Genomic DNA, 18688 nt, shown 5'->3' on the forward strand with positions numbered 1-18688 from the left:
CCGACATCGTGGCCCGTATGCACGGATACCGGCCGGGTGAGGTCGAGCCGACCACCGAGTTGTTGCTCTCGCACAAACATCCCGAGGACCATCCGCAGGTCGCCCGGGTTCTCGATCGGATGGTCACCGATGCCGAACCGTTCAGCAGCAAACACCGCATTGTCGATACCGTCGGCAGGATCCGGCACGTCGTCGTCGTCGGTGACCGTGTGCACGACGACACCGGCCGGGTGATCGGCACGAGCGGGTTCTACATCGACATCACCGATTCCCACACCAGCGATGTGAAGGACTCCGTCGACGAAGTGGTCGCCGAACTCACGCAGTCACGGGCGGTGATCGAGCAGGCCAAGGGGGCACTGATGCTGGCCTACGGCATTTCCGCGGACCGGGCGTTCGACATCCTCGCCTGGCGATCCCAGGACACCAACATCCGGCTGCGCACGATCGCTGAAGCGTTCGTCGCCGGTCTTGCCGACCTCGACCCCGACGAGGCCGGGCTCCGCCACCGCGTCGATCACCTGCTGCTGACCGTGCACAGCCGCGGCCGCTGACCTCTCCCCGCGGCCGTGACGGTGACCATACCGGTGGGGTGGCCGCTGCGGCCGAGGCTCCTGGTGTGGCCCACTACCGCGGAGTTTCCACCCAACGCGGTCGGGCAGGCGAGGAGGCAGCGGCGCCGTAGATGCTGCCGGGAGATCCTTCTGTTGACGCAAACCGGGTAGCCGCAGTGTCGTTCCAGCGGGCGCCGTGCACAGCAACACGCCGTCCGCGCGCGAAATGGGCTACTTGAGGGAGCATTCGCAAACCCCGGTCGCGAAGTATTCAGATTGCGAATTGTGGTGGAGAAGGACCGGGTCGAGGTCAGCCTCGACCCGGACACCTCCTCGCGCACGTAGCCGTGCCATCGCAGCGCGGCGCCGCTGATGCATGAGTTGTTTGTGACACATCCGCACGCGGAGCGGAGGGTGGGTTGCCCGAGATATCGGCGGTTTCGGCCTGCCCCGATTGATTCATACTGGAGTATGATTGCGGTATGACGACGAGGTTCACGATCAGTTTGCCCGACGAGGACGCGCGCGTCCTCGACGCATACGTTCGCGACCACGGTCTGGGTGGCCGGTCGGCGGGGATTCGAGCGGCGGTTCGGATGCTCGGGGCGGTGGGTCTCGAGCGCGACTACGCGGCGGCTTTTGTCGAGGGTGGTGTCGACGACGACTGGGATGTCACTTCGGCAGATGACGAATGATCCGCCGGGGTCATGTGCACTGGGTTGATCTTGATCCGGCGCAGGGGAGTGAAGCGGCCAAGCGTCGACCCGCTGTTGTGGTGAGTAATGATCGCGCCAATGCGACAGCGGAGAGGCTCGGTCAGGGGGTGGTTACTGTGGTGCCGTTGACGAGTAACACTGCACATGTGTTCGCGTTTCAGGTTCTCGTCGACCCTGACGAATCGGGTATGCCGCGTGAGTCGAAGGCTCAAGCGGAACAGGTGCGTTCGGTTTCGGTGCGTCGTCTCGACCTTGAGCCTGTCGGGAAGCTTTCAACGAGAACGCTTGCCGCGCTAGAGGAAGCTTTGCGGCTGCATCTTGATCTGCGCTGATCACTGCCGCACATCTCCGCCACAGATCTTGCTGGCACCGTAGAGGTGCTTGTTGGCCGCGTACACCGTGTGACGGCGTGAACGGCGTATGCTCGCTCAGGTCGGTGCCCGAGATGGGTCCGCGCTGCTTGGCCGCAGTTGGTGGTCGACCTCCGCCGCCGCAAAAACGCGTTCGCGGTCTTCAAAATCTCGTTGGCTCTGCGTAATTCGGATACTTCTCGGCGAAGTCTGGCGATCTCGGCCAACACGTCAGGTGCCGAAGACGATGCGCCGGGGGCCTGGCGGCTCTCCTCCCGCTCGATCCAGTTCCGCAGGGTCGCCGGTGCGATGCCGAGCAGCTCGCCCGACGTGGTGACGGACGGCGACCTTCGAGCCGCCGCGCTCGGCGATCCGGTCCCGATACATCCGGACGGCCCGTCCCTGGGTCTCGGCGGCGTACTCTTCGGCGCAGGCATGACCAACATTCCCCTGATAGATCAACTGCCTCCACTCGATCCAGGATGCTTCTATATCCGTCAAGTCATGCTGGGGCCGGGTATGCAGCGGTCAGTGTTCGGAACAGTTGCCGGGTGATGTACCTCTTCAGGCAGCGCATGATCTCCTTGGTCGTGCGACCCTCGCGGCGGCGCCGGGCAACATACGCGCGGGTGTCGGGGTGGGTACGCATCCGGACGAGGACGATGGTGGTCAGCGCCCGGTTCAGTCGTCGATCTCCGCCACAGCTCGAGTCTGTGACGCATCGTGTTCCCCGACGACGCCGGTATCGGGCAGGTCCCGGCGAGGGCTGCGAACGCGGCTTCGGAACGGACACGGCCCGGATGAGACCAGGCGATGAGCACGGAGGCCGCGACCACCGATCCGACGCCGGGTAACTCCGGCAGTTCCGGTGCGACCGAGCTCACGGCAGAGTCGAGTGCCTTCCTGTTGTCGATCAACTCGGCATCCAGGGCGCGGATTCGCTTCGCCAGTCGGACCGCTTCCGGCCGGCACGTTTGCATGGTGACGTCCTCCGATCGGGAACGCCAGGTAGATATCGCATCAATCTGTTTGCGCGTCAGAGCTTTGCGCGCATCGATGCCGAGGTCGGTGATCCGGAGCAGGGCGGTGAGCGCATTGACTGCTCGGGTCCGCTCGCCGGCCATTTGCTCTCTGGCCACGACCAGGACCCGAAGCGCGGCGCGGGGATCCTCGGCGCGCGGCCAGCGGAGCCGGGAGATGTCGACCGCGAGCACCGACCGGGCGATCCGGACGGCGTCGAGTGAGTCGGTCTTGCCGATTCCGCGTCGGTGCGCCGCCGGCATCGCGGCGGGTTCGACGACGGCCAATCCGGAACCGAGGACCCGCTCGGCGAGACCGGCTCCGTAGGAACCGACGCCTTCGATGACCACCAGAGCCGCGTGCTCGCCCACGCGACGACTGATCCATGTCACCGCTCGCTCGAGCCCGGATGGGTTCGTAGGAAACATTGATTGGTCGACGACTGCACCGGTCGCGGCTGTGACAACCGACAGCGAGTGGGTAGCGGCATGGGTATCGACCCCGATGACGAACTCGGGGGCTTCCCCCCGAGATGTGGACACCAATTCTTATGCGGCGGTGGCCAGCGTAGCCGATCGCTGCTCGAAGTCGATCGGACAGATCTGGCCGAGAGTGGAGTGCCTCCTTCTGGTGTTGTAGCGGGTGATCCAACGGAAGACGGCGGCGCGGGCCTCACCCGCGCTGTTCCAGCGCTTCCGGCCCTGGAGCGTCTCCCGTTTCAACGTCGCGTTGAACGATTCGGCGGCGGCGTTGTCCGCTGACGTTCCGACCGCGCCTCGCGACCGGGTCACTCCCAGCTCGCGGCAAACATCCGCGAAGTTCTGCGAGACGTATTGGGCGCCGTTGTCGCTGTGAAATATTGCCCCGTCGAGACCGGTGGCACCACGGGCGGCGGCCGCCGCCCGCAGCGCGTCAGTGACCAGCTCGGTGCGCATGTGTGGGGCGATCGACCAACCCGCCAGCCGTTTCGAGTTCAGATCCAATACTGTTGCCAGGTACAGGAATTGCCCGTCACCGACCGGAAGGTAGGTGATGTCCCCGACGTACTTGGTGTTCGGTGCGCTCGCGGTGAAATCGCGCCGGATCAGGTCCGGCACCGGAGTCGCGGAGGGTTCGGGGACCGTGGTGCGGACCGTCTTGCGCAGGTGCACCCCGACGATTCCGTTCTCGCGCATCACCCGTTCCACCCGCTTGTGATTGACCTCGATCCCGACATCGCGCAGCTCGGCCGTGATGCGTGGGGCCCCGTAGGTGCCATCGAAGTCGTCGTGGATGGCGCGGATGCGCGTCGCGAGCTCCTCGTCGGCGTGGGCGCGTTCAGCACGGGCCGGTGCGGCGGCAAGCCACCGGTAGAAGCCGGACCGGGACACCTCGAGGATCTGGCACAGCCACTTCACCGGAGCGGTGTCGCGGTGGTCGTCGACGAACTGGAAGCGGCTCACCAGTTGGTCTCGCCCGCGAAATATTTCGCGGCCCTGCGCAGGATCTCCCGTTCGGTTTCGAGCTTCCGGATCTGGGCCTTAAGCTGCTTGTTTTCTTCCTCCAACACGGACTCGGACGATACCTCGCCTGCCCGCGATGCCGGCCGCGCCGCCCCATTGGCCCGCAGCTCAGCCGTGGAGATACCGGTGCGTTTGCGTTCCGCGCGGACCCAGTTGCGCAGAGTCTCGCGGCTGACTCCCAGGTCGTTGCCGATGCCGTCGAAGGTGTGGCTCGGATCGGACAGATACAGTGCGACGGCATCGGCCTTGAACTCCGCCGAGTACGCCTTCATGACCATTGGTGACATCTCTTCCTCTGGGCCCTCACGACCCAGTGTTCACGATGTCCTCATTCAGGGGGGAACCCCCCTGCCCGAGCGCTGAATGCACGGCCGCTGCCCCTCGACGCGGGCAGCGTTGGCGGTGGCCACCGGTATTCGCAACCTCGCCACGCGGGCACGGCGCACGCCACGGCAGCCCCATTCGGCCACGGAGGTCGCACACAAATTGTGCCCTACCGCGGTCAGGCAGCGGTGAATTCCTGGCGGGTGGGTGGGACGTCCTCGCCCGGTGCCCACAGGTCGGTGGGCACCGCCACGGTGCCGGGGCCGGCGACCTCGAAGACGAAGGTGAACTGTGTCGTCAACCCCGGGCGCAGCCCGCCGGGCACGGTGAGCGCCACGGTGATCGGCTCATCTGGGGCGGCCGGTTCGGTCAGCTGCTCGACCGGTTGCCCGGCGGCCAACACCGTTCCCGGTGCCAGCGTGAGCGCATCCGGCGGTGCGAGAATGTTCACGGCGGCGGCCGGGGATTCGATGGACACCAGCCGGTCGGTGAGGCCGCGGCTGGTGTTGACGACGGTGAACGCCAACCGGGCCCGGTCGGCGGGATCGCCCGGATCGTGGTCGAGGTAGATGTTGTGCACTTGGATGTGCCCGACCTCGAGGCTGCTGCCGTTCACCGCGGACACCTGATCGGAGGTCTGGGTGATCTGCCCGGCACCACAACCCGCCGCGGCGAGAGCGGCCACCGCGACCGCGAGCAGGCGCGCCCACCCGCCGCGGACGCGGCGGGGACCCCGGGGTCGAGGATGCAACGCGTCCATGTCAGAGGGCTACCCCACTCCCCATCTGGTAAACGTGGAGTAAAGGAATCCGGCACGCACGTTTTTCATGCATCCTCACGGCGGGCGAAACATTCGGTGGCCAGCGAACCCGGCTGATGGCCGCGCAGCCGTCGTCACCGAACGACACGACCGAGTCGGTGCGCGCCGGACAAGGCGGAGATTCTCCGAGCCGAGTTTCGAGGCCCCTGAGCTGTCCCGCCATAACTACTGTGATGGGGACAGACCAGGAAGCGGTCGCGGTCACCGGTTCAGGAAGGGTTTGTGCGGGTGTTGGCACGATGTCCGCGTGTGAGCAGGATTCCGAGCATGACCATTCCGGCGCCGAGGGTGAAGTGGAGCCAGTCGTCGGCGGTGTTGAGCGGAATGAAGTTGGCGGATTCGTCGTCATCGAGTACCAACCCGAAAACCCACAGTCCCAGGTAGATGAAGCCACCGAGGAGCAAGTAGATTCCGGCGGCTGACGCCAGGCGGGCAGCGGTGATACCGGCAACACCGAAGACCACGTGGACGATGTTGTGGAGCACGGATACCTGGAACAGACCCACCAACATCGCGCCGGAGTCATGCCCAGCGCCCGCCAGCTGGTCGAGGTTGGAGGTGATTCCAGGAATGAAACCGAGGATGCCGACGAGTAAGAACACCACACCGAGAACCAGCGAGGCGGTCTGCACTGGGGTGGAGGTCAGAGTCGGACGAGATCGGGGAGTTGCCATCAGCGTCCCTTCGCACAGTCGGTGCAGGATATGTCCCTTCTCACGAGGTTCCCTCTGCGTGTCGTGGACAAACCGTCAGTGGGCCAAAGCTCATCGCCGAACGACTGCTCTGGTCGGGAGACGCAAATCGTCCGATTGCGTCCCGCCTCGATGGGAGCTGAGTCGATGGGTCACGATATCTACCGCCTCTTGCTGACAGCCGCGAGGTGTAGTGAAGTAGGCGAAGCACCGCCTCGGCCCTCGCCACCTTGTCGAGATCGGCAGACACAAGCAACAGCGCGACGTCCCGGGCAGCGCCATCCCGGCTGAGGAGTAATCCGGACGGATTCGGGTATCCGATTTGTGTGCTGCCGCGTTATCACGGACTGCAACCCGCGACAGCCACTCCCTCCGGCCGTCTAACCCCTTCGGCCGGAGGGTCTTGCAACCTTGCACAGAGACACCGTCCCAGCCCGGCAGTTCAGCGAAACAAGCGTTTCGGCGTTGGCAGTGGGCGGGAGGGCGGTGGTCCAATACCGCGGAACGTTGCAGTACCCATTCCCTTTCCACACCAGTGGTGGGTAAGCAGCATGTCGTACAGTGCTGCGGAGCGACGTCGGCACCGCCACTACGATGTATGAGAGCTCGAGGCAGCTCGACGAGATTCCTGCCTCGGATCAGTCACCGCTTCTCGAGTACCGACCGCCGGCCTGGACGGACGGCTGTGGGTTGTTATTAATCGGTGGTCGCGTGGTCGGCGAGTAGTGCGGTCAGCTCCTCGGCGTAGGCGACCTGACGCCGAAGTTTGCGACAGCTTTCCTCCGCCCGGGCATGGCAGTCGGTGACGAACGCCTGCGCCTCTTCCCGATCCTCGCCGGATCGTGAGGAGTCGAGGATGTCGAGCGAGTCGAGGAGTTGGCGCATCTCGTCGAGGGTGAATCCGAGCGGCTTCATCCGCCGGATGACGAGCAGGCGTTGGACATCGGTTTCGGTGTAGAGGCGAAAGCCCCCGGCACTGCGTTCGGAAGGCCGTACCAGGCCGACCTCGTCGTAGTGGCGGATCGTCTTGATCGACAGTTCGGTGCGTTCGGCGACCTCACCGATCTGCATGTGCCGCACTGCCGAACCCTCGAGGCGGTCCGTCATCTGCTCACCCTTCTTCGCATTCGTCCGGGCACTGATGTCAGTGCTCGGCACCCATTCGCCCGCTCAGGCGCACGTGGCGTTCGGCGGAGGCGGCGTTGAGGCCGACGATCTCCGCCTGCTTGCCCCTGGCAGCGTATTTCGTGGTGATCGCGTCGAGGGTCGCGACGGTCGAGGCGTCCCAGATGTGGGAGTCGGACAGGTCGATGATGACGTTCTCCGGATCGCCGACGTAGTCGAATTGGTAGATCAGGTCGTTGCTCGAGGCGAAGAACAGTTCGCCGCGCACCTTGTAGATGCGGGTGTTCTCGTCGGGGTGGGCGACGTCCACGACCTCGGTCAGGTGCGCGACCCGGCGGGCGAAGAGCACCATTGCGGTGATCACACCGACGATCACCCCGTAGGCGAGGTTGTGGGTGGCGACGGTGACCGCGACGGTCGCAAGCATGACCACTGTTTCGCTGCGGGGCATGCGCCGCAACGTCTTCGGGGCGATGCTGTGCCAGTCCAGGGTGCCGACCGAGACCATGATCATCACCGCGACCAGGGCGGCCATCGGGATCAGGGCGACGATGTCGCCGAGGCCGACGACGAGGATCAGCAGGAACACCCCGGCCAGGAAGGTGGAGATGCGGGTGCGGGCTCCGGAGACCTTGACGTTGATCATGGTCTGGCCGATCATGGCGCAGCCGCCCATGCCGCCGAAGAACCCGGTGACAATGTTCGCCACACCCTGCCCCCAGCCTTCGCGGGTCTTGTTCGAGTGGGTGTCGGTGATGTCGTCGACCAGCTTCGCCGTCATCAACGATTCCAGCAACCCAACCAGGGCCATCGCCAACGCGTAGGGGGCGATGATCGATAGGGTGTCCATGGTGAGCGGCACGTCCGGGATCAGCCAGGTCGGCAGGCTGGACGGGAGTTCGCCTTCGTCGCCGACGTTCGGGACGTTCAACGCGAAGATCACGGTGGCAGCGGTGAGCAGCACGATGGCCACCAGCGGGGCGGGGATCGCGGTGGTGAGCTTGGGCAGCAGCACCATGATCAGCAGTCCGGCCGCGACCATCGGATAGACCAGGGTGGGCACGTCGATCAGGTGTGGGAGTTGCGCGGTGAAGATCAAGATGGCGAGGGCGTTGACGAAGCCGACCATCACACTGCGCGGGATGAATCGCATCAGTTTCGCGACCCCGAGCAGGCTCAGGACGATCTGCAGCACTCCGGCCAGCAGGACGGCGGCGATCAGGTAGTCCAGACCGTATTCACGCGAGAGCGGCGCGACGACGAGGGCGATCGCACCGGTCGCCGCAGAGATCATCGCGGGGCGGCCGCCGACGACGGCGATGGTCACCGCCATGGTGAAGGAGGCGAACAGACCCACGCGGGGGTCCACGCCAGCGATGATCGAGAACGAGATCGCTTCCGGGACCAAGGCCAGCGCAACCACCAGTCCGGCCAATACCTCGGTCTTCAATCGGCGCGGGGACCGCAAAGCGGCCCGCACCGAGCCTTCATCACGAACATGGTTGTCCAGCTGTTGTGTTGCCACCAAGGCTCCGTTCACATGGCGCGGTGACGCCGATGCCGTAGATGTTCGGACGGCGCATCGCTGCACCCGTCCCGGGGAAGCGACATCACCGTCGAGTGACAGATTCTGTCGCAGCCCGCGCGTGTGGCGGGTCTTCGCCGGATTCACCGACTCGGAAGCACTCTACTCTCCCGTAAGGGTAGAGTGTGAATCGGTGCCCGCGTCGGTGGGTTGAGCGTCTCCCGTAAGAATTCGTGTGGGTGCCACCGGCTGGGGGCACAGTGCAGGAAGATCGCGCGGTGTCGCGATAGGGTGAAGTCGGTGCGCCGGGAAGTCTGGTCGGCAATGGTTTCGCGACATCCCGACCAGGACAGGACCGAGCATGCGTACCGAGCCATCTGTAGCGCCCTCCCACCCGGCGAACACCATGCCGTCTGCGATCGGGCGGCGGACATGAAGCGCCTTCCCATCGCCACCCACGGGATCTACCGCGACGACGAGGACTGTGTTCCGGTCCGCCGTGCATGCCGCGAGAGACTCGAACGCTGGCACGTGCCGCACGCCCTTCTGCGACTCGAAACCTCACTGGGGGCAACGACGGTCCTGACCGCCGGCACCAATACGGGCAGGCCACCGATCGTGTTGCTACCCGGTGCGGGCCTGAGTGCCGCGAGCGCCTTGGCGACTGTTTGTGCATTGCATGAGCACCACCGGGTTCTCCTTCCCGATCTGCCCGGGGAACCTGGATTGAGTTCGTCGCGGCGCCCGCACCGGCACGCGTACGACGTGTACGGGCGTTGGCTCGACGAGCTGATCCCGCAGCTGCGCCCGGATCCGGTGATCGTGGTCGGCCACGCCCTCGGTGCCGCCATCGCACTTGCCGCCACTCCGAGTGACCGCATCGCCGGACTGGTTCTGGTCAACCCCGCAGGCATCACCGCGACCAAGCGCACCTGGCAACTGACCCGGTTGCGCGCGAAGTGGATGCTGCACCCGACCCTCGACAACAGCGAACAACTCCTGAGGTACCTGAGTGGATCCCCGTTCACCCCGGACATGAGCCTGGTCTGTTGGTACAGCATGATCGCCGAGCACTGTTTCCCCGGCAGACTCCCGCGCCGACTGCCCGCTCGGATGATCCGCCGCTGGGCCGGAGAAGTCCCGGTCATCGTCGCCGACGGTGAGTGCGATCCACTGCTCGACCGGAACCGCCTGCGCCGACGAGTACGGTCCCTGCTCGGGGCCGAGGTTCAGCTCCTACCCGGGTGCGGGCATCTCGGTCTACGTGAGGCGCCCGCATCGGTGGCCAGCCTGATCTCCGCACTTCCTGCTGCCCCGTTCGCACCGTAAGGAGGCGTGTGAACACTCGTCAACCGGCCCGGGCTCCCCTGTTTCCGCGCGGATCGTGGGCGGAAACCTCCCGCATCGCGGAAATTCTCCGGAAGGAAACCGTCGGCGGTGCGCTGCTGCTCGTCGCGACCGTCGTCGCGATGGTGTGGGCCAATTCCCCGTGGTCCGCCGGCTACGACGGGGTGCGTGATTTCATGGTCGGGCCCGAGGCGCTGCACCTGCATTTGTCGATCGGCACCTGGGCCGCGGACGGGCTGCTCGCGATCTTCTTCTTCGTCGTCGGTCTCGAACTCAAACGCGAGTTCGTGGCCGGGGACCTGCGTGATCCACGGCGGGCCGTGCTGCCGATCGCCGCGGCGGTCGGGGGAATGGTGGTGCCAGCAGTAATTTTCGTGGCCGTCAACCTCCGCACCGGCGGGAATGCCCTGCAGGGATGGGCCATCCCGACGGCGACCGACATCGCCTTCGCCCTGGCGGTGCTGGCGGTGATCAGTACCCATCTCCCCGCGACCCTGCGTACGTTCCTGCTCACCCTGGCCGTGGTGGACGACCTGCTCGCCATCACCGTCATCGCGATCTTCTACACCGACACCTTGTCGGTGGTGCCGCTGCTCGGGGCGCTGATCCCCCTGGCAGTGTTCACGTTTGCGGTGCAGCGCCGGATCCGGGCGTGGTGGGTGCTGATTCCGCTCGCCGCCCTCACGTGGGCGCTGGTGCACGCCTCCGGGGTGCATGCCACCGTCGCCGGCGTGCTGCTGGGCTTCGCGGTCCCGGTCATGCGTCGCCGCGCCTCCGGTGGTCCGGATGCCGGCCCGGGGTTGGCCGAGCATTTCGAGCACCGCATCCGTCCGATCTCGGCCGGGTTCGCGGTCCCGGTGTTCGCGTTCTTCGCCGCCGGCGTCACTGTCGGCGGTCTGACCGGGTTGTCGAAGGCCCTGTCGGATCCGATCGTCCTCGGGATCATCGCCGGGCTGGTGGTGGGCAAGGCCGTCGGCATCTTCGGCACCACCTATCTGCTGTCCCGGTTCACCCGGGCGACCCTGGATTCGGGGCTGCGCTGGATCGACGTGCTCGGGGTCGCGGTCCTCGCCGGGATCGGATTTACGGTGTCACTTTTGATCGGTGAGCTCGCCTTCGGTGCGGCCAGTGCGGCGGACGATCACGTCAAGATCGGTGTGCTGTTCGGGTCTGGGATCGCCGCGTTGGTCGCCTCGATCATTCTGCGGATCCGTAACCGCGCCTATCGCATCATCGCCGAGGACGAAGCGCTCGATGCGGACGAGGACGGCATTCCCGACGTCTTCACCGACAACGGCCAGGGCAGGCGGCCGGGCGCGTCCCCCTGACCTGACCGTGGGCGCCACGGCCACGAGAGGCTGTCGTCGGCCACCGGGACGATGGCGAAGAATGTTGAAGACCCGTCCCCGGATCGGTCGGACAACGGGCGCGATTGAGGGTGTCCGACACGATCTCCGTGTCACGGGTCCGTGTCGGCGTCTTTCGCGAGGAGCTGGTCGAGTACCTGGGTCGCGGCGTCGGCGGCGAGGGAGAAGGGTTCGAGGATCACCTCGGTACCAGCGGCGAGCAGTTGTTCGGCGTCGTGGACGGTGTGGGCGGTCAGGGCGATGTGTCCGCGGTATTGGTGGTGGTGCAGGGCGTGCAGGAGCGCCAGATTGGTATCGAGCAACGGGATGGTGCTGATCACGAAGCGGGCCTGCGCCAGGGGCAGGGTTTCCAGAAAATGCACGTCCTCGGCGCTGCCGTAGACGGCGGTGACCCCGTCGCGGCTGTTCGCACCGACCCGGTGGGGGTCGAAATCGACCGCCAACACCGAGTGCCCGGCACGGCTGAGATGATCGGCGACGTGCCGGCCGAAGCGGCCCAGCCCATAGAGAATGGCGTATACCTCGGCATCCTCGTCGGCGATGTCGACCTTCCGGGTTTCGGTTCGCTCGAACACCTTCAGCCACCGCGCGAGCCGGGCGTAGAGCTGATGCGAGTACAGGATCAGGTAGGTGGAACCGCCGATGGTGAGCAGCCCGACGACGGTGATCAGGCTGACCGTGGCACTGCTGATGTGACCCAGGCTCAACCCCAGCGCGGCCAGGATGAGGGAGAACTCGGAAATCTGGGCCACGGTCAACCCGGCGAGGAACCCGACCCGCACCGGGTAGCGCATCACGGCCATGATGAGCACCACGATCAGCGGGTTCCCGATGAGCACGAACAGCGAGAAGATCGCCGCCTCGGGAATCTGATCGGCGGCGTGGGTGAATTCCAGCCGGGACCCCAAATCCAGGAAGAAGAACAGCAACAGGAAGTCACGCAGGCTGACCAGCCGCGCCCCGAGAGCATCCCGGTACGGGGTGCTCGCCAGCGATACCCCGGCCAGGAAGGCCCCGACCTCGGAGCTGAAACCGAGTGTGTCGCTCACCGCGGCGATCGAGACCGCGTAGGACACCCCGAACAACACGAGCAGTTCCTGGGATCGGGCGATGTGGTGCAGCAGCCAGGGCAGCACGTAACGCATCAGCACGGCGATCGCTGCGAGCAGGCCGAGGCCCTTGACGATGACCAGGATGATGTTCAGGGCCAGGCTGTCCCCGCTCTGCCGTCCGAAGACGTTGAGCGCGATCATCACCAACACCACCACGATGTCCTGGACGATCAGGAAACCGACCGCGATCCGCCCGTGCAGCTGTTCTAGCTCACGTTTGTCCGACAGCAGCTTCACGATGATGATCGTCGAGGAGAAGGTCAGGGCGACCGCGACATACAGTGCGGTCACCGAGTCCATCCCCAAAGCGATCGCGATCAGGTACCCGACCACGGAGGTGAACAGGACCTGCCCGAGACCGGTGGCCAGGGCGACCGGCCCGGTGCTGCGGATCAGGTGCAGGTCGAGCTTCAACCCGACCAGAAACAACAAGATGGCGATGCCCAGGCGCGCCAGAAGCTCGATCGTGCTGTCGGCGACCACCCAGCCGGTTCCGGCCGGCCCGACCAGGATGCCGACTCCGATGAAGGCGACGATCATCGGCTGCCGCAGCCGGGTAGCCAGCAATCCTGCGCACGCGGCGATGGCCAGGATGACCGCGATCAGCGCGAACTCGTGTAGATCCGCCATGCTCGATCCCTTCACACCCGCCCGATCGACGCGGCAAACCCCAGCGGCCGCGTCACTTCCGGGGAAAACGTCAATTCAGGCTTCCCCCGGCGGCGAGGTAGCCGTCGATGGCCCGTTGCAGGCGGTCGAGTGCGGTGCCGTAGGCGGTGAAGTCCCCGGTGTGCTGCGCTTCGCGCAGGCTGGACAGGGCCTCGTTGAGTTCGAGGACCGCGGCGGTCAAGTCCGCCGGCCCGGCCGGCGGCGCGGGAATCGGCGCCGCTCCTTCTACCGGCGGCGCGGGAGTGGCCTGCGGGTCCGATGGTGGTGCGGTGGCCGCGTCGCCGCCGGGCGCGGTCGCCGCGCGCCCGGTTCCGGCGCCGAATACCTGGTCGAGGGCTTCGGCGAGCGTGGGTGCGTACCCGACGCGCACTCCCCCGGTTCCCGGTTCCCGGTAGCTGACCAGGACGCGGGACAGTTGAGGGAACGTGGAGCCGTCGACGTTGGTGGACAGCCGCTCGGTGAACAACGGTTCGACGTAGAGGAAGCCGCCGTCGGCGATCGGCAACGTCAGCAAGTTGCCGTAGTGGATACGGTTCGACCGCTCGAGCAGAGTGCGTTCCGATGCGACGCGGGTATCGGAGATCATCGAGTTCTGGGTTTGCTGCGGGCCCTGGGTTTGGGTGTCCGTCGGCAGCTGCAGTATGTGCATTTTCCCGTACCCCTCCGGGTCCGAGCGGACGGAGAGATAGGCGGAAAGGAACTCGCGGTTGAATCCGACCATCGCACTGGTGAGGCGGAAGGAGGGTGCGGCGGTGTCCTGATCGCCGAGGAGAACGTAGTACGGCGGTTGCTGTCCGTCGGTGTCGGAGGTGGGGTCACTGGGCACCGACCAGAATGCATTGTTGGTGAAGAACTCGCGTGGATCGTTGACGTGATACTTCGCCAGCAGTTCCCGCTGCACCCGGAACAGGTCCTCGGGATAACGGAAATGGGCGCGCAGATCGGCCGAGATCGTGTCCTCGGGCTGCACCGTTCCGGGGAATACGTTCATCCACGCTTGCAAGACAGGGTCGTCTCGGTCTACTTGATACAGGGTGACCGTGCCGTCGTAGGCGTCGACGGTCGCCTTGACCGAGTTCCGGATGTAGGAGACCTGCTCACGTGCGAGTGTCAGGCCCGTCTCGGTGGTGACGGGTTCACTGAGGAACGCCGCCTGTGCGTAGGGGTAGTGCTCGAGGGTGGTGTACGCGTCGACGATCCAGGTGATGCGCCCGTCGACGACCGCGGGGTAGGGGTTGGCGTCGGTGGTCAGCCACGGTGCGACATGCTCGACGCGGGTCTTCGGGTCTCGATTGAAGATGATCTTCGAATCGGCCCCGATGGCACCGGAGAACAAGATATTGCGTTCACCGTACTTGGCGGCGAACGCCAGCCGGTTGATCCAGTTCCCGACCGGCACCCCGCCGGCACCGGTGTAGGTGTACGCCGAGGTGTCCGTGTCGTATTCGCGAGGCTCGGCCCCCGGCTGGGCGCCGACGATGGCGTAGTCCGGGCTCGCCTGCGCGATGAGTTCACCGAAGTAGATGCGGGGTTGCTGCACAGGGATGAGTTGCTGACCGGCGGCCTGGGAGGCAATGTCGCTCACGGTGTAGATCGGGTACCCGCTGTCGCTGCTGGCACTCTGGCCGGCGGCGTCCCGCACGGCGGCATTGACCCGGTTGGCCGGGGCGGCGACGAATCCATTGCCGTGGGTGTAGACGGTGTGCCGGTTGATCCACTGCGTCTGGTTGCCGCTGAGGCTGTTCGGGGACAGTTCCCGGGCAGCGACGATGTAATCGCTGAGCTCCCCGTCGATCGCGTAGCGGTCGATGTCCAAGGTCGGGGTGAAGCCGTAGAAATTCTTCAGCTGTTGCTGCTGCGTGAAGGTGCGTGAGAGCACGTTCGGGTCGAGCAGTCGGGCGTTGGCGATGGTGGTGACGTCGGCCGGCAGATCTCGTGGTGGCCGGGTGCCCACACCGGGGTAATCCTCGTACTCGACCTTCTCGGAGCCGATCCCGTAGGCCAGCCGGGTCGCGTCGATGTTGCGTTCGATGTACGGGCTCTCCCGGTCGGCGGCGTTCGGGCGCACCGAGAACTGCTCCATCAGCGCCGGAAACAGCCCACCCACGAGGATCGAGGACAGCACCAGCAGTGCCGCGGCCATCGCCGGGATCCGGAGATCGCGCACCACGATCGCCGCGAAAAACGCTGCCGCGCAGATGATCGCGATCGAGAACAGAATCAGCCGCGCCGGGAGCACGGCGTGGATATCGGTGAACCCGGCCCCGGTGAAGGTGGGTTCCTTGCGGCTGCTCCACAACAGCGAATAGCGGTCGAACCAATACGCAACCGCTTTCAACACGATGAAGCTTCCTGCCAGCACCGCGAGCTGGATCAGCGCCGACCGCGTCAACGCGGACGTGGCGACGTCGGAGTCGGTCTTCTCCTTGAACGAGAGCCGTATCCCGCCGAACAGGTAGTGAGCGCCCACGCTGACGACGAACGCCAGGAACACCGCCACCAGCAACCACGTCAACACCAACCGGTAGAACGGTAAGTCGAAAACGTAGAAGCCGATGTCGTGCCCGAACTCCGCATCCACGATCCCGAAGCTGCCGCCGTGCAGGAACAGCTGCACCCGTTCCCAGTTCGCCTGGGCGTTGAGGCCGAACGGCAGAGCCAGCACCAGCGGAATGCCGATCGCGAACACCCGGAGCCGGCTCATCACCACGGTCCGGTACTGCTCGATGGGATCCTTCCCCGCGGCAGCCGCGGCGTCGGCGAACAGGGGCCGCGACCGGTACGCCCCGAACAACGCCGCGAAGATCACAGCACCCACGAGCACGGTGACCAGCGTGAACAAAATCAGTCGGGTGACAAGGACGGTGCCCCACACACCGCGGTACCCGACTTCCCCGAACCACAACCAGTCCGTATAGACGGCGATCAGACGGGGCCCAATCACCAGCAGCGCCGCGACGATCAACAGTGCCGCAATCCATACGATCGCACGGCGAGACAACGGTCGCACCCGTTCGGACGGTTGCATTGCCCACCTCCCGCGGCGGCACTTGATCTGGGCGGCTGAGACGACGAGAACTACCCGCGCCCAGAAAGCACCTGTCCGTGTGTTCCTTAGTCTAGGGTTCCCGGGCGCAAGCCCAAAGCCGCACAAAGAACCCCTCCGGGCTCCCACGGCCACGCCCATCCGCCGTGAAAATCCCGTGGTGCACTAGTTCTCGGTGACGGTGATCTTCACCTGATCGACGTTGACGTTGTCCGGGTTTGCGATGCCCTCCGCAGAGAGCCGCTCCCGGTCGATCCCCTTGCTTTCGAGGACGTCCGCGACCGTGTTGGCCCGCCGTTCGGCCAGATCCGTCGCCGCGTCTTCGTCACTGTTCGTCGCATAGGCCTCGATCTGCACGTCACCTTCGGTTGTCTTCAAGGCAGTAGCCACCGCCGTGATCGTGGCATCGGAGGCTGCGTTCAGGTCGGCGGCGCCGGGCGCGAACGCGATCGGTACGGCCTCGACAGCGGCGTTGATCGCGTCCTGGGCCGCCTCCCGAGCCGTGGTCAACGCCGCAGAGGCGGTCGCTTCGACACTGGTCATCGTGTCTTCGGTGGTCTCTGGCATCGATGTCGGGGTGTTCGCTGGGGTGGTGTCATCGGCATTGTCGGAACATCCGGCAGCTCCCGCTCCGGCGAGAGTGATGGCCGCAGCAGCGCATGCACTGGCAATTTTTCTCCGCATTGCGTTTCTCCTTCGTACCCGTTCGGGGTGAGTGATTGTTGTGCGTCCTCGGCCGGTGCCGCAGTGGATGCAGACCCGGCCTTCTTACGGCGAGGTGGGCGCGGCGGCCGTGTGTTTCGCTCGACCGGAGGTGAGGAGTCCGAGGCCGAGCATGGCGATGCCCAGGCCCAGATGAAGCCAATTATCTGCCGTGTTGACCGGAATGAAGTTCGCGGCCGAGTCCTGATCGATGATCAGCCCGTAGAGCCACAACAGCAGATAGATCAGGCCACCGCCGAGAAGGAATAGCCGCGCTGCGGCGGCGGTGCGCGCCATCACGACGCCGGCGACCCCGAAGAGCAGGTGGACCGCATTGTGCAGGATCGATACCTGGAACACTCCGAGGATTTCCGCTTCGGAGTGGTGGCCGGCCCAGTCGAGGGTGTCGTAGCCGGTGGTGGCACCGGGAAGGAATCCGAGGATGCCGACCACGAGAAAGAGTGCCCCGACAGCGAAGGCGGCGATCCGGGCAAGCGGTCTGCTGGTGTGGGTCGAGTGTTCAGTCATCAACGTCCTTTCGATCGGCCGATCGTCATCCGGAGAAAATCGCCAACGGACGGCGGTCACCCTCTGTCCGTTTTGTCCCTATTTTCGGCTACGGTGGCCGCCTACCCGCTTTCGTCTCGGTCAAACAGGGAACGGCGAGAAGCGCGGGACCCGTCGGTGCTCCCCCTCTATCTCGGCGCGGGCGGCCGCCGCTACGAACGGTGTACCCGTGAACTGCGCATTCAACATCAATTCGCCATGGCAATTGTGACCGACGCTGGAGTGGGGTTCGACGGACGTACACGAGTCCGAGGGGCCATTCGGTGCTCCTGCGGCGCGCCGGATGCGTGCCTACCGGTGGAACAGCGGGCGGTGCCGGTGGTCCTGGGCGAACGCGTCGAATACCTCGCGTGTCCCTGCCCCGGTATGGAGGTACTGGGCGTCGAGGCGGCGGGCGAGGCGCTCTGCCTGGGTGTCGAGCATGTCCGCCGCCCAGCGCACTTCCCTCCAGGCGGAGCTCGATCCCGCGGCCGCCAACTCGGGCACGAACGAGAGTGCAGCGGCAAGGGAGAGGGCGGGTTCGGCGTCCCGGAAGAAGTAGGTTTCCTGGTACTGCATCACATCCAGCTCGATGGTGGTCAGGGCTTCGGTCACCGAGCCGAGTAATTGTATTGCCGTCCCCGGCTCAACGCGTGGGAGAACCGCGACCACTCCCGTGTCGGCCATCATGGTGATACGTTGCGCGGCCGCGCGCCGTCGGCTCAGCGCTGGATAGATTTGCAGCACCCAGGAGATCGCTGCGGTGAACAGGACGAACCCGATGAGGGCTTGGACCGGGATCAGCATCCGCAGGGCGGGGTAGGCGGGAGTGATATCTCCATATCCGAGCGTCGCGACGGTGACGAGCGAGAGGTAGAGTGCCGCCACGGGTTCGGATGCCACCGTCGGTGGTAGCGCCGTACTGAAGTAGAAGCCGTCGGGCATATGGGGCAGATAGATCGCCGCCCATCCCAGCACCATCATCGCCGACCACGCCAGCACTGTGCTCACCATGGCCACCGGGCCCGCTGAATTCAGCAGTCTGCCTCGGCCGTCGAGTGCACCGAGCACACGCCAGACGAGGGAAAACAGCAACCGGCAGATCGTGCCCAGTCCGCGCGGGTGCCACAGGGTGGAGAAGATGTCACGCAGGGCTGCGCCGATGAGCAGAGAGCCGACCGCGGTCAGTGGCCATGTCATCGGTAGCGGTGCTCCTTACCCGGCAAGACGGCCGACGTGTGTACTTATCCTGTCGGAACAGTCCTCTCATG

General features: G+C 65.6%; 16 protein-coding genes and 1 pseudogene. 5 read left to right on the plus strand and 12 right to left on the minus strand.

Annotated features, from left to right (window positions below; all coding sequences use genetic code 11):
• Positions 1–17 precede the first annotated feature (17 nt).
• From GFS60_RS30550 to GFS60_RS30560, 3 genes are all read left to right on the plus strand, one after another.
• Complete coding sequence (locus GFS60_RS30550; protein ID WP_159929025.1) at positions 18–554, plus strand: PAS and ANTAR domain-containing protein; 537 nt, start codon at positions 18–20, stop codon at positions 552–554.
• A gap of 482 nt (positions 555–1036) precedes the next feature.
• Complete coding sequence (locus GFS60_RS30555) at positions 1037–1249, plus strand: ribbon-helix-helix domain-containing protein (RefSeq protein ID WP_159927852.1); 213 nt, start codon at positions 1037–1039, stop codon at positions 1247–1249.
• Positions 1246–1602, plus strand: coding sequence for a type II toxin-antitoxin system PemK/MazF family toxin (locus GFS60_RS30560; protein ID WP_159927854.1), 357 nt, complete (start codon positions 1246–1248; stop codon positions 1600–1602). The genes GFS60_RS30555 and GFS60_RS30560 overlap by 4 nt, the downstream gene beginning before the upstream one ends.
• A 249-nt stretch (positions 1603–1851) precedes the next feature.
• Here the strand turns inward: GFS60_RS30560 and GFS60_RS40435 are convergent, their stop codons facing one another.
• The 7 genes and pseudogenes from GFS60_RS40435 to GFS60_RS30595 form a co-directional block, all read right to left on the minus strand.
• A complete protein-coding gene (locus tag GFS60_RS40435; RefSeq protein ID WP_159927856.1) occupies positions 1852–2121 on the minus strand; it encodes a hypothetical protein in 270 nt (89 codons plus the stop codon).
• 1 nt (position 2122) lies between these two features.
• Positions 2123–3185: pseudogene (locus GFS60_RS30570) on the minus strand (IS110 family transposase).
• Positions 3186–3188: 3 nt separating this feature from the next.
• Positions 3189–4420 (minus strand): IS3 family transposase gene (locus GFS60_RS30575; protein ID WP_159927925.1). Its coding sequence is split into 2 segments (ribosomal slippage): positions 3189–4099 and positions 4099–4420, totalling 1233 coding nucleotides; the frame shifts between segments, so codons are not numbered across the junction.
• Between the two features lie 224 nt (positions 4421–4644).
• Positions 4645–5226: a hypothetical protein gene (locus tag GFS60_RS30580; protein WP_159927858.1), complete on the minus strand. Its 582-nt coding sequence runs from the start codon at positions 5224–5226 to the stop codon at positions 4645–4647.
• A 269-nt stretch (positions 5227–5495) separates the two neighbouring features.
• A complete protein-coding gene (locus GFS60_RS30585; protein WP_159927860.1) occupies positions 5496–5960 on the minus strand; it encodes a DUF4383 domain-containing protein in 465 nt (154 codons plus the stop codon).
• 714 nt (positions 5961–6674) lie between these two features.
• Positions 6675–7085, minus strand: coding sequence for a MerR family transcriptional regulator (locus GFS60_RS30590; RefSeq protein ID WP_201453677.1), 411 nt, complete (start codon positions 7083–7085; stop codon positions 6675–6677).
• 37 nt (positions 7086–7122) lie between these two features.
• The gene (locus tag GFS60_RS30595; RefSeq protein WP_236603561.1) at positions 7123–8628 is read right to left on the minus strand and encodes a SulP family inorganic anion transporter; all 1506 of its coding nucleotides are present in this window, start codon (positions 8626–8628) and stop codon (positions 7123–7125) included.
• A gap of 432 nt (positions 8629–9060) precedes the next feature.
• Between GFS60_RS30595 and GFS60_RS30600 the strand changes: the two genes are divergently transcribed.
• Together GFS60_RS30600 and nhaA are read left to right on the plus strand one after the other, a co-directional pair.
• Positions 9061–9957 carry an alpha/beta fold hydrolase gene (locus tag GFS60_RS30600; RefSeq protein WP_159927862.1) on the plus strand — a complete coding sequence of 299 codons (897 nt, stop codon included), beginning with the start codon at positions 9061–9063 and terminating at the stop codon, positions 9955–9957.
• An 8-nt stretch (positions 9958–9965) separates the two neighbouring features.
• Positions 9966–11303: a Na+/H+ antiporter NhaA gene (nhaA, locus tag GFS60_RS30605; protein WP_159927864.1), complete on the plus strand. Its 1338-nt coding sequence runs from the start codon at positions 9966–9968 to the stop codon at positions 11301–11303.
• Between the two features lie 131 nt (positions 11304–11434).
• Here nhaA and GFS60_RS30610 read toward each other — a convergent pair whose 3' ends face one another.
• The 5 genes from GFS60_RS30610 to GFS60_RS30630 form a co-directional block, all read right to left on the minus strand.
• The gene (locus tag GFS60_RS30610) at positions 11435–13084 is read right to left on the minus strand and encodes a cation:proton antiporter (protein ID WP_159927866.1); all 1650 of its coding nucleotides are present in this window, start codon (positions 13082–13084) and stop codon (positions 11435–11437) included.
• A gap of 70 nt (positions 13085–13154) precedes the next feature.
• Entirely contained in the window at positions 13155–16151 is a 2997-nt protein-coding gene (locus tag GFS60_RS30615; protein ID WP_159927868.1) for a UPF0182 family protein, read from the minus strand.
• Positions 16152–16334: 183 nt separating this feature from the next.
• Positions 16335–16853, minus strand: coding sequence for an OmpA family protein (locus tag GFS60_RS30620; RefSeq protein ID WP_159927870.1), 519 nt, complete (start codon positions 16851–16853; stop codon positions 16335–16337).
• Between the two features lie 84 nt (positions 16854–16937).
• Positions 16938–17399 carry a DUF4383 domain-containing protein gene (locus tag GFS60_RS30625; RefSeq protein WP_159927872.1) on the minus strand — a complete coding sequence of 154 codons (462 nt, stop codon included), beginning with the start codon at positions 17397–17399 and terminating at the stop codon, positions 16938–16940.
• A 330-nt stretch (positions 17400–17729) separates the two neighbouring features.
• On the minus strand, positions 17730–18617 hold the full coding sequence (locus GFS60_RS30630; protein ID WP_159927874.1) for a potassium channel family protein: 888 nt from the start codon (positions 18615–18617) through the stop codon (positions 17730–17732).
• Positions 18618–18688 lie beyond the last annotated feature (71 nt).

It is taken from the genome of Rhodococcus sp. WAY2, from assembly GCF_009859915.1.
In the GTDB taxonomy this organism is placed as follows: Bacteria; Actinomycetota; Actinomycetes; order Mycobacteriales; family Mycobacteriaceae; genus Rhodococcus_F; species Rhodococcus_F oxybenzonivorans.